This is a genomic window from uncultured Campylobacter sp., assembly GCF_937959485.1.
Classification (GTDB): domain Bacteria; phylum Campylobacterota; class Campylobacteria; order Campylobacterales; family Campylobacteraceae; genus Campylobacter_B.
This window is the reverse complement of sequence record NZ_CALGPY010000005.1, coordinates 476,683-490,396: the sequence shown is the minus strand read 5'-3', so window position 1 is coordinate 490,396 and position 13,714 is coordinate 476,683. Positions and strand designations below refer to the sequence as shown.

The window sequence follows — 13,714 nt, the reverse complement described above, 5'->3', positions numbered from 1 at the left end:
CCTCCGTGCATTAAATTTTATAGAATTTAACGCCGATAACGCAAGAGCGGTGTTTACGGCTACGTGAAGTACTTCACAGGATACGGCGAGAGCCTCATCGACTATGACCGCCACACCGATAAAGTCGGCATCGGCTTTGCGATTTTAAAGTAAAAAGTCCTCGCACTCAGACGGCGCCGACAAGGTAAAAATCGCTACAAACGGCCAAGAGCGATAAGCCAAATTTGTCCGAACAAACAAGCGCGGCAAATTCAACGAGCGGGCAATACGTATAGCAAAGCGCGAGAGTAAATTTTAAAAATTACAAACGCGGCACGATCTATAAATTTACGTAAGGTCGCCGCCGCAACATAAGCGCAAAACTTAAGGAGATAGATGAAAAATTTATTAAGGTTTTTATCGTTTTGACCTGCGCGACTTCGCTACAAGCGGGTGGCAACTACGCGCCTAGGCAGCAAAACGACGAGCAAATCGCAACCTATGAGATATTTTTTAAATACGACCTACGCAACGGCGAAAAAGACGAAAACGGCAAAATACGCAACAGACTCTACATCATCGAGCTAGACGCGAGCGGCGCGCAGCTAAATCGCTACGTCATCGACGAGGCAGACGAGAAGTATAAGCGCAAGATCCCCGATGATCCCTCTACGAAACTAAAAATCTCGCTCGTCGTCCGCAAAAACGAGCGCTGGGTGCTACTTGAAGTGTACTCAAAAGAGCACCGAAACGCGCCTGCGTTCACGGCCGAGAGATGTCTGTGGAGCGGACTAGAAAAGGAGCTACTGGAGGATTTTGACGCGGGCGAGGCGCTAAAACTGTACCGAAAAACCAAACGCTTCGACGCAAATTTGGGCTTTTTTACCGAAAATAACATAGCCGAATACCGCAAAGACGGCAAACCGTCGTATAAGGAATTCATTAGCGTCCGAACGGGCAAAAAAGAAACGACTTTTGAAAAATACGACGACAGCGGACGCCTAAATAGCCGCACATGCCAGCTAGGCGGCGACCCGCTGCTTTTTGAGTTTTTCTACCCGAGCGGCAAGCTAAAAAGCGTGATAGACCAGCGCCTATCGCTCGGCAAGCCGCTAAACGAAGCGGTTAAAATACAAAAGGAATTTAACGAAAAGGGCGAGCTCATAAAAGAGGTAGTAACCGACGCAAAAGCGGGCGTGGCGACTACGAAATTTTACGGCGAAAACGGCGAAATCATAAAAACCGAAACAAAAAATCTCAGATAAACTAGATGCGGGAAAAGACATGTTTTTAGAGCTAGACCAAATCGCTTGCGAGCTAGACGAGATCTATTTGCCTCTGGAGCAAGAGGGCATAACGGGCATGGCATGAGACTGTCGCTACAATGCGACTCTGGCGCGTGCGTACAGGCGATAGAAAAAGCGCAAGAAACTCTCGGTGTCAAATTTCCGCCTGCGTTTTCGTGACTAGTTTGTAAATTTGACTTCGGCGAATTTGAAGTTTGCAGCGTACGCTTTGGCATCGGCGACAACTACGCGGGCGAACTCGTGCGGCTAAACGGCACCGACGAATACGGCGGCAAATGGTGGCGAGGCGAGGCGCGTCCCGCGAATTTGATAGTTTTTGCCGTGGGCTATCCGTGGATTTTTTTGCTTGATTGCGCGGACGGCGCGATTTACGCGTGGCTACTTGGAGGCAAAGAGCTTTGCGGCAGGCGCGTTGCGAGCGATTTTGAGAGATTTTTTAGAGCGCTTGCTAGTATCGATATCGCGCGACTAAGCAAAAACGCCGTGCCTTGCGCAGAAGAAATCGCCAAATTCGTCCAGGCTGACGACGATAAGGCGCTTGAGTTTTGGCGAGAAACGGCGGAAATTTGATAAATTTAACGCCTAACGCTAGGATTTTTGCGCTACAAATTTAAGCGCGGACACCGAACGGCGACGGAGCGATCCATCGTAAAAATCGCTCCGAAACGCTTAAATTTGAAACTAAATTTAATTTAGTTGATAAAGCCTATTTTTGCCCTCTTGGTAGGACAAAATATACATCGCGCCGTCTTTGAAAAAGATGCTTCTAGCGTTGCTTATCTCGCTCGGATAGGAGAGAGTTTTGACGATCTGCTCGCTCTTTGGATCGATGAGCGCGATGACGTTGTGGTTTTTGCTAAGCGCGTAGAGCAGGCCGTCGTGATAGCTCATCGACGTGATGTAGAGATCGCCTAGGCTCTTGTCCTGTTTGAGCGCGGCTTTTGGGCTAAACTCGCCCGAGAGCGTGCGATCGCTCAGCAAAATTTTAGAGATGACGAGCTTTTTCGCATCCTTGTTGTTCGGCACGGTGGCTAGGTAGCAGTACGTCCCGTCGGTAGCGATGCTTGCGACGTGGTGAAATTTCGCCCTGACCGTATCGATCCTGCTGCGTCCGAGCCCTTTGCCCTGCCCTTCAAATTTATCATTACCGCGCACGAAATCGGCGTATTGAAGCGCTTCGTCCGCGCCGCCGTTTTTCGCAAATCTCAAAAGCGTCTTATTCGAGCCCATGAGCATGTATTTATCGCCCATAAACGGGATCACGCCGATGATCGGATCGATCGTCGCCGAAAAATACGGATCGATCTCAAAATCGCTCGTAACTTTAAAATTTTCGTCCATGAAAAACACTTCCCACTTCGAGCTCGCGACGAATTCGCCGTTTATGAAATCAAGCGAGTTGATAGGCTTGGCGAAGCTTATATCGTTCTTTGAGGCGATGCTTAGATTTTCATCGACCGCCAAAGGAGCGTTGCTCGGGTTGTTGTCAAATTTCACGCCCAGCTTCTCGCTAGCGGGCGCAAAGGCATAATCCGGCGCCTCGACCTCTCTTTTGCCGCGAAATGAGATGTTTTTCCAGTGATTTTTATAGCCGCTATCGTCCCAGATGATATATTTTGGATCAAGCGTGAAGCGCACCGGATCGCCCTGTCCGTAATACGGCGGAAGGCCCGTGCTGACGAAGGCTTGAAAGAGGTTTGAAGCAATTATGAGCGTGCAGACGATGAAAGCCGCGGAGGTGAGCTTGCCGAACCTTCTGATCGTCTCACCCTCCATCTCCTCTTCAAGCGCGCTAAACTTAGGCGCGAAAAAGAATATCGCTCCGAGCATCACTACGACCGCCCAGAACACTATCTCCGCCCAAAAATAGGTATGGATACCGAAAACCGCCAATCCAAAGCCCTGATCTAAATCCCTGTGCGCGTGTATGCCGTAGTGCGCGAAGGACTGCCATAGTCCAAATCCAGCCATCAAAAGCAGCATGGCTAGGTATCTGGCCTTTAGCCCGTATCTGACGATAAAAAGAGCCGTGACGCCGATAAAGATCATACCTTCGCGCTGTCCCCAGCACAGCGTGCACGGGCTGTCCTTGAGCACGTAGCCGAAAAAGAGATTGGCTATCCCCACCGGCAAAAGGATGATCAAAAATCCCGCCAAGCACATCAATGCGTAGAAAAATTTTGCCTTTTTGATTTCGTTCATACCGCGCCCCTTATAGATTTATCGTCGTTAGCAGGGCGCCTGATTTGTGCCCTATGTATAAATACGCCATAAATAGCCACGAGACTACGACTAAACCGAAAGCGAGCTTTTCTTTTTGCGGTTTTGCTATGATAATAATCATAGCTATCAGGACCAACAAAAGCTGCAAAAATTCCATCTTTTCTCCTTGTTTTGATTTGTTTTGGAACGACAATTTTATCCAACCAAAACTTAAATTTAATCATTGTGTTTTATACGGCGCGCAGAGGCGGCGGGCAAGGCGGCGCGACGATAAATAAAGCGACGCCGGTAGTGAAGCAGATAGCGCGGTTCGCAGCGAAATTACGATAGCGGCATTAGCTAAGGGGGGGGCGGCAAGAAAGTTGGATGGCGAGCGGACGAGCGACGCGGCAGTAAAATGCAGCGCGACGACAAGAAGGACGGTGGGGCGGGCGCACAGACGGTACGATAGCGAGAATAAGCGGCGCAGCAGCAAAAGCGCGGCGACGAACGAAGCGGCGCAGCGCTATAAATTTTATCATCCGCTTAAGTTGCACTCGCATTTAGTCGCGCAAATCAAATTTTAAGCTTAAATTTCTTAATGATCCTGCTAGCTTGCTTGCGTTTTTTACGCCCGTATATCTGCCCTCGCAATATTTGCGCGTACTAAGCTTCGCATCGTTTTCGGCGTCCACGTCCGCGCCGTTTGAAAGCAAAATTCTAAAAATATTTTCGTTTTTGCAAAAGCACGCGCGCTATATCGGCGCGAAGCCCTCTGCTCGCCAAATTTACCTCTGCGCCGCAATCTAGCGCTATCGCTGCAGCATCATCCGCGGCGATAGCGAGATTTAAAAGCGTCTCGCCGCTAGCGTCTTTTGATCTGGCGAAGCGATTTCGGCGCTAAATTTGCCCCTTTTTTGAAGCTTTTCATAAACTCGCTTGGGCAGATTTTCGCAGTCCGTATCCCGTAGCTGCACCAAATAAGTGCCGAATTCAAAGCCTTCAAATTTCGGCTCATACGCGTCGTTTCGTGAAATTTGAAGAATTTTATACTCGCTTGGGCGCAGCACCTGCCCGCAGCGCTACCGGTAGGCCTCGTAGCGAAAATATATCGCCCAAATCCCCGTCACGACGCCCGTTATCTCGCACTCTTGCGGCCGTGCGCCTCGTATGAGTAGTCGGCGTCTTTAAATACGAAGCGATCCTGCGCGTTAAATTTGCTCGCGTCCCATTTGACCGTATCTTCGATCTTAAAAGGATCGCCGCGGCACTGCCGGCCGTCGTAGTAAATTTTTAAATCCGCCGATGTCTCCTTTTGCGCAAACGGACCGCACCAAGCTTGCACTCACTCAACCGCCAGCTGTAAGAGCGCAAGTAAAATTTAATCCGCAAAGGCGCTTTTTTATGCGCCAAATTTGCGCAGCCGTAAATTTAAATCTAAAAGTGGATTAAAATTTTAAAATTTCACGGCAAGGCGCTAACGGAAGCCTGCTCGCGCTACTTGCCGCTTAGATACTCCTGTAGCGTTTTAACTTCAAGCGCGGAGTCGTCCTTTATCGAGCAGATCGAGCGCGTAGCGGCGATCGCCGCCTTCATCGTCGTAAAATACGGTAGTCTAAAGCGCAGCACGCTCTGGCGGATCTTCGCGGCGTCGGTAGAGTTTGATTTGCTGTCGCTGGTGTTGATGACGAGCGAAATTTCGCCGTTTTTGAGCTTGTCCTCGATATTTGGGCGACCCTCGCTGATTTTATAGACAAACTCGCACTCCACGCCGTTTTCGCCCAGCAGCTTGTGAGTGCCGCTCGTAGCTGCGATACTAAAGCCCGCGCCCGTAAGTGCGCGTGCAAGCTCTACGGCTCGCAGTTTGTCGTGATCTGCGAGCGACAAAAATACCTTGCCGCCGCTTGGAAGCGCGTTGCTAGCGCCGATTTGAGATTTAGCAAAGCTCTTGGCGAAATTTTCGCCGATACCCATCACCTCGCCGGTGCTTTTCATCTCAGGCCCCAGGATCAGATCCGCGCCCGCAAGCTTGTTGAAAGGAAAGACGCTCTCTTTGACGCAGATATGATTTTTAATACGCGGCTTTAAAATTCCCTTCTCTTCGACCAGCACGCCGAACTCGTCGTAAAATTTCAAAGCCTCGCGCAGACCCCCTTGCCACATTACGCGGGTAGCGACCTTAGCCATCGGAATTCCCGTCGCCTTGCTCACAAACGGCACGGTGCGGCTTGCGCGCGGATTTACCTCGATAATGTAAAGCTCGTTTTCAAAAATCGCGAATTGAATATTCATAAGCCCCACGACGCCGAGATTTAGCGCGATCTCTTTGGTTTGGCGGCTTACCAGATCGATCATCTCCGCGCTTAGGCTAAGTGGCGGCAAGATACTCGCGCTATCGCCGCTGTGGATGCCCGCCTCTTCGATATGCTCCATTATCGCGCCGATATATACGTCGCGCCCGTCGCAGATCGCATCGACGTCAAGCTCTGTCGCGTCAAGCAAAAATTTATCTATCAGCACGGGCGAGTGATTGCTCACGCGCACCGCCTCGCTCATATACTGCCTAAGCTCCGCTTCGCTATGTACGCGCCGCATCGCGCGACCGCCGAGCACGTAGCTAGGGCGCACGAGCACCGGATAGCCGATAGCAGCGGCCTTTTCGATCGCTTCGGCTTCACTTATAGCGGTATCGTTTTTGGGCTGCTTAACGCCGATGCTTGCGATAAACTCGCTAAATTTTTTGCGATCCTCCGCTACGTCTATCGTGCGCGCGCTCGTGCCGATGATCTTGGCTCCCACAGTGCTTAGGCGCTTGGCGAGCTTTAGCGGCGTTTGACCGCCGAAATGCACGATCACGCCGTCTGGGTTCTCGGCCTCGATGACCGCTCTAACGTGCTCGAAATCGATCGGCTCGAAGTACAAAATATCGCTCGTATCGTAGTCGGTGCTGACGGTTTCTGGGTTGCAGTTATACATTATCGTGGTGATGCCCATATCGCGCAGAGCGTAGCTGGCGTGCACGCAGCAGTAGTCAAACTCGATGCCTTGGCCTATGCGGTTCGGACCGCCGCCGATGATGAGGACTTTTTTATTATCTTTTGAAATTTTACGGCTTGCGATGGCGGGCGTTATGTTGGTGCTGGAGTACAGATACGGAGTAAGCGCCGCAAACTCGCCTGCACAGGTATCTACTTCGTTGTATTCAAGGTCGATTCCCTGTCTGGCGCAGGCAAAATGGATGTCGTTTTGCGTAAGGCCCAGACTATCTTTTTTGTTGATTAAATTTGCGATCATCTTATCGCTAAAGCCCCAGCTCTTGGCCTGCCTCAGAAGCGCCGCGTCGTTGATGATCTCCATATCGATGCGCTCTTCAAATTTTACGATCTGCTCGATCTGGCTCAAAAACCAGCGATCGATCTTGCTAAGCTCGTAAATTTGATCCACGCTCATGCCCGCTCTAAAGCCCTGAGCGATATATAAAATTCTATCTTGCTGTGCGTTTCTAAGCCCGAAAATCAGATCTTTTTCGCTCAAATTTAGCTCTATAAGTCCGAAGTAGCTCTTCTCCAGCGAGCACAGCGCCTTTTGAATGCTCTCTTTAAAGCTTCGCCCGATCGCCATCACCTCGCCGATGCTTTTCATCGCAGTGCCCAGATAGGGGTTCGCGCCGGGGAATTTTTCAAACGCAAAGCGAGGAATTTTAGTCACGATATAATCGATCACGGGCTCGAAGCTCGCGGGCGTGCCGGTGATGTCGTTTTTGATCTCGTCCAGGCTAAAGCCCACCGCCAGCATCGTAGCGACCTTGGCGATCGGATAGCCCGTGGCTTTGGACGCGAGAGCCGAGCTACGGCTTACGCGCGGATTCATCTCGATGACAATCATCCGCCCCGTTTGCGGATTTACCGCAAACTGCACGTTACTGCCGCCCGTATCTACGCCGATCTCGCGTAAAATTTTAAAACTTGCGTCGCGCATCGCCTGATACTCTTTATCGGTAAGCGTCAGAGCGGGCGCGACCGTGATACTATCGCCCGTATGCACCCCCATAGGATCAAAATTTTCGATCGAGCAGACGATGATGCAGTTGTCCTTATGGTCTCGAATCACCTCCATTTCGAACTCTTTCCATCCAAGCAGGCTCTCTTCGATCAAAATTTCATTTATCGGGCTCACGTCTAGCCCGTTTTGCGCGACCTCTTTAAACTCGTCGATATTGTACGCTACGCCGCTGCCTGCGCCGCCTAGGGTGTAGCTAGCGCGGATAATGAGCGGAAAGCCGATCTCATTTGCAGCAGCCATCGCCTCTTCGATATTGTAGGCGTATTTAGATTTAGGCAGATCCATTCCGATCTTAATCATCGCCTCTTTAAATTTTACTCTATCCTCGCCCTTTTTGATCGCTTCAGGCTTGGCGCCTAGAAATTTCACCTCCGCTAGCTCGCCGCTTTCGTAAGCCTGCATCGCGACGTTTAGCGCGACCTGTCCGCCCATCGTAGGCAGGATCGCATCGACGCCCTCGCGCTTTATGATACGTAAAATGCTCTCTTTGGTGATCGGCTCGATATAGGTGGCGTCGGCAAAATCGGGATCGGTCATAATGGTAGCGGGGTTAGAGTTTATTAGCACTACGCGGTATCCGAGGCTCTTTAGCGTCTTAGCAGCCTGCGTGCCGCTGTAATCGAACTCGCACGCCTGACCGATTACGATCGGACCGCTGCCGATCAGCAAAATCGTCTTAATATCATCTCTTTTGGGCATCAATTTTCCTTTGTAACGACATACAAAAACGCCGGCATCTCGGAGCTCACGTAGGGCTCTACGACGGCGCTTTTGTATAGCTTCCCGTTTTGAATTTCTTTAACCTTCCCTACCGGCACGCCGGCAAAAAAAATTTCATCCTTGCCGCTGGTAAGCACCTCATCACCTACCTTGGGATCGAGCCATTGCGGGATGTATCTGACTATGAGCTCGTTATTTTCGCCGCCTGCGACGCCAGGAATTTGAGTATCTCCTATGAAAACGGAGAAGTTGCTCTTTTCGTCGCGCTGTAAGATTGCAAGCGGGCGCCCGTCTTTATTTACTAAAATCCCTGCGGTTTTACCCTCGCTGATGAGGCCGTAAATTTTGTTTGGGTTAAAATTTTCAAAATTTACGAAGAATTTGTTGTAGTCATTTAGATTCGCGTAACTCAACGCCTTTACTAGCTGGACTTTGGGCTCATAAATGGAGCTATTTTTATCGATCAAAATTTTATTTAGCTCGCCCGCGAACGTGCTAAGCAACATCGCCGATTTTTTTAGCTCGGCGTTTTCTTCTCGTAGAGCTTTGATCGTCTCTGCCTGGTTAAAATGCTCGTTCACAGCGCTTTTTACCCGATCGCTCACGCCGTAATAAATCTCTAAAATTCCTCCTGCAAATCCGATAAATTTGCCGTGGATATACGAGCCGAACGTAAGCGAAACGGCTACCAGCAAAACCGCGACGAGGAGGAGTTTGAGATTAGTCATTTGCCGCTTGTTTTAGCGATTTGATCTCTTCTAGGGCTTTTCCCGTACCGTTTGCGACGCACAGCAGTGGCTCGTCCGCGACGAAAACCGGAAGCTTTACGGTGTCGCTTAGATATTTATCTAATCCGCGAATGAGCGCACCGCCGCCCGTTAGCACGACGCCGTTTTCGACGATGTCGGCGGCGACTTCGGGTTGAATGCTCTCTAGCACAAATTTTAACGCATCGGCAATCTCTCTGATCGAGTCTTTGATTGCCTCTCTAACGTCCTCACTCGTAAGATCGACCGAGCTTAAAAGCCCGCTGATTTGGTCTTTTCCTTTGACCGTGTATGTAAGATCTTTTTGTTGCTGTACCGCCGTGCCGATCTTGATCTTGATCTCCTCGGCTGCGCGCTCCGAGATAAGCAGGCTATATTTTTCTTTGACGTAATTAACGATACTTGCGTCGATCTTATCGCCCGCGACGCGAACGGATTTGGCACTGATGATACCGCCTAAAGAGATGACGCCGATCTCGGTGGTACCGCCGCCGATATCCACGACCAGCGAACCGCGCGCTTCATTTACGGGAAGTCCCGCACCGATCGCTGCAGCCATCGGCTCTTCGATTAGATAAACCTCGCGCGCGCCCGCTATCATAGCACTTTCGCGCACGGCTTTACGCTCGACCTGAGTTAGCCCGTAAGGAACCGAGATGATGATGCGCGGGCTTACGAAAAAGCGGCGCTTGTGGGTCTTTTCGATGAAATACCTAATCATCTTCTCCGTCATATCAAAATCCGCGATAACGCCGTCCTTCATCGGGCGCACCGCTTCGATATCGCCAGGAGTGCGTCCGAGCATCTCTTTAGCCTCGGCACCCACAGCGATGATCCTTTGCTTGCCGTAGCGCTCGTTTTGTACCGCGACGACGCTCGGCTCGTTGATGATGATGCCTTTATCTTTTAGCAGCACAAGCGTGTTTGCCGTACCTAGATCGATGCCCATATCCCTAGAAAATAATCCTAGAATAGAATCAAGTAACATTTATCCCCTTTATGCAGTTAAATTTTGTTTTACAAGTATCGGCTTAGATACGCCGTCTACAACCTCTTTGGAGATGATGACATCATAGCCCTTAAGCTCGGGCAGATCGAACATAATATCGACCATGATCTCCTCGATTATGCTGCGAAGTCCGCGTGCGCCCGTTTTGCGCTTGATCGCAAGGCTCGCGACCTCTCTTAGCGCGTCGTCGTCAAATTTTAAATTTGCGCCGTCTATCGCAAAGAGCTTTTGATATTGTTTTAAGATCGCGTTTTTCGGCTCGGTTAAAATTCTAACCATAGCCTTTTCGTCGATCTCATTTAGCGTAGCCACTACATGCAAGCGCCCGATGAGCTCGGGGATTATGCCGTAATGCACCAAATCGTCAGCCTCGACCATATTTAGCAAATTTAAGCTCTCTTTCTTGCTGCGCTTGGTTTGGTTAAACCCGAGTACATTCTGCCCGATGCGGCGATTGATGATCTCGTTTAGCCCGTCGAACGCGCCGCCGCAGACAAATAAAATATTGGTCGTATCGATCTGGATGAAGTCCTGATTTGGATGCTTGCGGCCGCCCTTTGGAGGGATATTTACGACGCTTCCTTCGATGATCTTAAGAAGCGCTTGCTGTACCCCTTCACCGCTTACGTCGCGCGTGATGCTGCGGTTTTCGCTCATTCGCGCGATCTTATCGATCTCGTCTACGAATACGATACCGCGCTGCGCCTTCTCTACGTCGCCGTCGGCAGCCTGCAAAAGGCGGGTGAGGATGTTTTCTACGTCCTCGCCGACGTAGCCCGCTTCCGTTAGGCTCGTAGCGTCGCTAATGGCGATCGGCACGTCCAAAAATCGCGCCAAGGTCTGCGCCATAAGCGTCTTACCGCTGCCGGTAGGCCCGATAAGCAAGATATTTGATTTTGAAATTTCGGTATCGTCGCCCTTTGCGTCGGTCTGCCTGAAAATTCTTTTATAGTGGTTGTAAACGCCGACGCTAAAAATTTTCTTAGCGCGCTCTTGGCCGATGACGTAGCGGTTTAGAACCTCCATCAGCGCCTTTGGCTTGATAGCCTCGAAATCAATCTCTTTATTTTGATTTTGTACCGCCTCATTTTGACCTTCGCTGCCGTGGATCGCGGCGTATGCCATATCGATACAATAGCTGCAGATAGCCGCCGTACCGTCGTCGTTAGGATAGATGCGACGCCCGTCTGCGCCCGTCTCACCGCAAAAACTGCACTTATTTGCCATTAAATTTTACCTTTATCTAGCGGAATTCCGCGTTTTGTGTTGATTATAAACTCGCACATCTTGCGCACGTTTTGATCGCTCGTTTCGTTTAATAAAATCTGCGCCTGCTCCTTTAAGCCCGTGCCTTGGTTGAATAAAAATTTATACGCCCGATTTATCGTCTCGACCGTCTCTTTATCGAAGCGGCGGCGGATACCCGTTAAATTTAGCCCGCGGATATAGGCGCGGTTACCCTCGGCTAGGCAAAACGGCACCACGTCCTGACTAAGCGCGCTAGCCCCCGCGATCATGCAGCTCTCGCCGATATGAACGAACTGATGCACCGGCGTAAGCCCGCCGATGACGGCATAATCGCCCATTACGACGTGGCCTGCGAGCGTAGCGTTGTTGGCTAGGATTATGTTGCTGCCCAGCACGCAATCGTGCGCGATGTGGCAATACGCCATCATAAAGAGATTATCGCCGATGCGCGTAAATCCGTCGCCCTTATGCGAGCCAGAGCTGATCGTGCAAAACTCGTGAATCGTAGCATTTTTGCCGATGACTAACCCCGTGCGCTCGCCATCTTCAAAGCTCATATCTTGCGGAATTTCGCCCACGATCGCGTATGAAAAAATTTTAGAGCCCTCGCCGATTTGCGTATCGCCGATGATACGCGCGCCCTGTTTGATCGTGCAACCGTCGCCGATTTTCGCCTGCGCGCTTATGAAAGCATACGGCTCGATCACAACCTCGGCTCCGATCTGCGCGCCGTCCTCGATGATCGCCGTGTGGTGAACTTTAGCCATCATTTATCCATTATCATCGCTTGAAGTTCAGCCTGCGCGGCCAGTGTGGCGCCGTCGTTGATATAGGCTTCGCCCTTTAGCACCCAGATGCGTCCGCGATGTTTGATTACGCTGATGCGATATTCAAGCTTGTCGCCAGGGCGGACCGGGTTTCTAAATTTAGCGTTATCGATACTCATAAAATACACGACTTTGTCGCTTAGATCGACGCCCTCTTTCTCCATGCTCTTAAACGCCAGCACGCCGCCCGCCTGCGCCAAGCCCTCGATTATCATTACGCCCGGATAGATCGGGTGCCCCGGGAAGTGACCCTGAAAGATCTGCTCGTTGTAGGTTACGTTTTTATAGGCCTTGATACTTTCGCCTATGCTGAGCTCTTCGACGCGATCTATCAGCAAAAACGGAAAACGATGAGGTAGGATGGAGAGAATTTCGTTTATGTCTATCATTATCTGCCTTTATTTAAAAATCTTGCAATTTTATCAAATTCTTACTAAAATTTCCCTAACGTCTAAAAATATGCGCGAGAGCCCGTAAATTTGAACTTTGGCGGCTCTTATCTCGTCCGTGACGATGATCGGCGAGAGCGAGCCCGCAGCGCACAGGGCGGCGCGAGTTTTATTTTGGCGCGCGAGACTCGGCGGGTTTTTTAGCATCTCAGATACGCTTTTGAAATTTGATCTTGAAATTTCGTTAAATTTCGCCAGGCTTAAAATTTTAATCTCGCCCTTGTCGCTGCAAAAAATTTCGCACTCGCGCTCTATGCTAAGCTTCACGTTTTCGCGCGTAAAATGCGAGCCAAATAGCACAAACGAGGGCACTACACGCCCGTCAAATTTAATCCATGCACGGAGCAGGCGGTAGTTTAAAAACCGATCGCGCAGCACGCTAAATTTAACCCCTTTTCTTTCGAGCGAGCAAAGCTTTTTGTAAAATTTCAACTTCTCCTCTACCGAAGCGGGCAGGATTTGCCGATCGATAGACGACATTAGTTCGTAAATTTCGGCGCCTTGGGCTAAATTTCGCCTCAAATCCGCCGTCAGACTTCCGTCCGAATTTCGCTCAGCCCTTCGCTGATCATTCCGCTGCGCCGCAAGCGCGTAGATGCAGCCGCAGTAGTTTTGATGATACAGCGCGTCTTTTTTCGCAAGCGCAAACTGCTCGTTCGTGCCGCCGTTTTTACGAAAATCGGGCGCGATAAACTCCAGTCCGCAACGCTCGCAGATACGTTGCAGCGAGACGCAGAGTTGAGAGTACGATTTTTTGGGACTTATAAGAAGAGTCGTAGTGATTTTGCGCTCGCCTAGGCTTAGCGCGAGCTCGGCCGTTTTTTGCATGCGAAAATCAAAGCAAAACTCGCAGCGCGCGCCCTTTTCGGGCTCGTTTTCAAGCCCGCGCGCACCCTGCAGCCAGCCCTGAAAATCATACTCGCCCGGGATAAATTTAATCCCTAAATCCTCGCAAACCCGCTTCGCGTCGTGCATTCTAAGAACATATTCGCCATAGGGATGGATGTTTGGATCGTAAAAATAGCCTATTAGCGGCTCTTGCGTGAGCTCTTTTAAGCGGCGCAAAAAATAATCGCAATCGACCGAGCAGCAGATGTGGACCAGCAAATTTTAACCCTTTGCACGAAATTTTTGGATATAATTT

The 13,714-nt window shown here is 50.3% G+C and carries 14 protein-coding genes and 1 pseudogene; 3 read left to right on the top strand and 12 right to left on the bottom strand.

Going from position 1 to position 13,714, the window contains the following annotated elements:
• Positions 1–60: 60 nt before the first annotated feature.
• From Q0380_RS04425 to Q0380_RS04415, 3 genes and pseudogenes are all read left to right on the top strand, one after another.
• Positions 61–153, top strand: a pseudogene (locus Q0380_RS04425) (phospholipase A); the annotation flags it as partial.
• Positions 154–404: 251 nt separating this feature from the next.
• Entirely contained in the window at positions 405–1,244 is an 840-nt protein-coding gene (locus tag Q0380_RS04420; RefSeq protein ID WP_298960634.1) for a hypothetical protein, read from the top strand.
• Positions 1,245–1,526: 282 nt separating this feature from the next.
• Positions 1,527–1,856: a hypothetical protein gene (locus tag Q0380_RS04415; protein ID WP_298960631.1), complete on the top strand. Its 330-nt coding sequence runs from the start codon at positions 1,527–1,529 to the stop codon at positions 1,854–1,856.
• Positions 1,857–1,973: 117 nt separating this feature from the next.
• Here Q0380_RS04415 and Q0380_RS04410 read toward each other — a convergent pair whose 3' ends face one another.
• The 12 genes from Q0380_RS04410 to Q0380_RS04355 all read right to left on the bottom strand — a co-directional run bounded on the left by Q0380_RS04410 (position 1,974) and on the right by Q0380_RS04355 (position 13,677).
• A complete protein-coding gene (locus Q0380_RS04410; protein ID WP_298960628.1) occupies positions 1,974–3,488 on the bottom strand; it encodes a disulfide bond formation protein B in 1,515 nt (504 codons plus the stop codon).
• A gap of 10 nt (positions 3,489–3,498) precedes the next feature.
• Entirely contained in the window at positions 3,499–3,666 is a 168-nt protein-coding gene (locus tag Q0380_RS04405) for a dihydroneopterin aldolase (RefSeq protein ID WP_291938471.1), read from the bottom strand.
• Positions 3,667–4,051: 385 nt separating this feature from the next.
• A complete protein-coding gene (locus Q0380_RS04400) occupies positions 4,052–4,183 on the bottom strand; it encodes a hypothetical protein (protein WP_298960624.1) in 132 nt (43 codons plus the stop codon).
• Between the two features lie 153 nt (positions 4,184–4,336).
• Positions 4,337–4,558, bottom strand: coding sequence for a hypothetical protein (locus Q0380_RS04395; RefSeq protein WP_298960622.1), 222 nt, complete (start codon positions 4,556–4,558; stop codon positions 4,337–4,339).
• A gap of 68 nt (positions 4,559–4,626) precedes the next feature.
• Entirely contained in the window at positions 4,627–4,833 is a 207-nt protein-coding gene (locus tag Q0380_RS04390; RefSeq protein ID WP_298960619.1) for a hypothetical protein, read from the bottom strand.
• 152 nt (positions 4,834–4,985) lie between these two features.
• Complete coding sequence (gene carB / locus Q0380_RS04385) at positions 4,986–8,249, bottom strand: carbamoyl-phosphate synthase large subunit (RefSeq protein WP_298960616.1); 3,264 nt, start codon at positions 8,247–8,249, stop codon at positions 4,986–4,988.
• Positions 8,249–8,998 carry a rod shape-determining protein MreC gene (gene mreC, locus Q0380_RS04380; protein WP_298960612.1) on the bottom strand — a complete coding sequence of 250 codons (750 nt, stop codon included), beginning with the start codon at positions 8,996–8,998 and terminating at the stop codon, positions 8,249–8,251. The genes carB and mreC overlap by 1 nt, the downstream gene beginning before the upstream one ends.
• Complete coding sequence (locus tag Q0380_RS04375; protein ID WP_005869818.1) at positions 8,991–10,025, bottom strand: rod shape-determining protein; 1,035 nt, start codon at positions 10,023–10,025, stop codon at positions 8,991–8,993. Before Q0380_RS04375 ends, mreC begins: the two co-directional genes overlap by 8 nt.
• A 9-nt stretch (positions 10,026–10,034) precedes the next feature.
• Entirely contained in the window at positions 10,035–11,273 is a 1,239-nt protein-coding gene (gene clpX, locus Q0380_RS04370) for an ATP-dependent protease ATP-binding subunit ClpX (protein ID WP_298960609.1), read from the bottom strand.
• Positions 11,273–12,061: an acyl-ACP--UDP-N-acetylglucosamine O-acyltransferase gene (lpxA, locus tag Q0380_RS04365; protein ID WP_298960606.1), complete on the bottom strand. Its 789-nt coding sequence runs from the start codon at positions 12,059–12,061 to the stop codon at positions 11,273–11,275. Before lpxA ends, clpX begins: the two co-directional genes overlap by 1 nt.
• Entirely contained in the window at positions 12,061–12,510 is a 450-nt protein-coding gene (fabZ, locus tag Q0380_RS04360) for a 3-hydroxyacyl-ACP dehydratase FabZ (protein WP_177386946.1), read from the bottom strand. Before fabZ ends, lpxA begins: the two co-directional genes overlap by 1 nt.
• Positions 12,511–12,543: 33 nt before the next feature.
• Positions 12,544–13,677 (bottom strand): epoxyqueuosine reductase QueH, encoded by a 1,134-nt coding sequence (locus tag Q0380_RS04355; protein ID WP_298960603.1) that lies wholly within the window; start codon positions 13,675–13,677, stop codon positions 12,544–12,546.
• Between the last annotated feature and the right edge of the window lie 37 nt (positions 13,678–13,714).

Excerpts from the sequence above, each read along its gene's own strand:
- Q0380_RS04410 (WP_298960628.1), bottom strand. The coding sequence starts at position 3,488 with ATGAACGAAATCAAAAAGGCAAAATTTTTCTACGCATTGATGTGCTTG.
- Q0380_RS04405 (WP_291938471.1), bottom strand. The coding sequence starts at position 3,666 with ATGGAATTTTTGCAGCTTTTGTTGGTCCTGATAGCTATGATTATTATC.
- carB (WP_298960616.1), bottom strand. The coding sequence starts at position 8,249 with ATGCCCAAAAGAGATGATATTAAGACGATTTTGCTGATCGGCAGCGGT.
- mreC (WP_298960612.1), bottom strand. The coding sequence starts at position 8,998 with ATGACTAATCTCAAACTCCTCCTCGTCGCGGTTTTGCTGGTAGCCGTT.
- Q0380_RS04375 (WP_005869818.1), bottom strand. The coding sequence starts at position 10,025 with ATGTTACTTGATTCTATTCTAGGATTATTTTCTAGGGATATGGGCATC.
- clpX (WP_298960609.1), bottom strand. The coding sequence starts at position 11,273 with ATGGCAAATAAGTGCAGTTTTTGCGGTGAGACGGGCGCAGACGGGCGT.
- lpxA (WP_298960606.1), bottom strand. The coding sequence starts at position 12,061 with ATGGCTAAAGTTCACCACACGGCGATCATCGAGGACGGCGCGCAGATC.
- fabZ (WP_177386946.1), bottom strand. The coding sequence starts at position 12,510 with ATGATAGACATAAACGAAATTCTCTCCATCCTACCTCATCGTTTTCCG.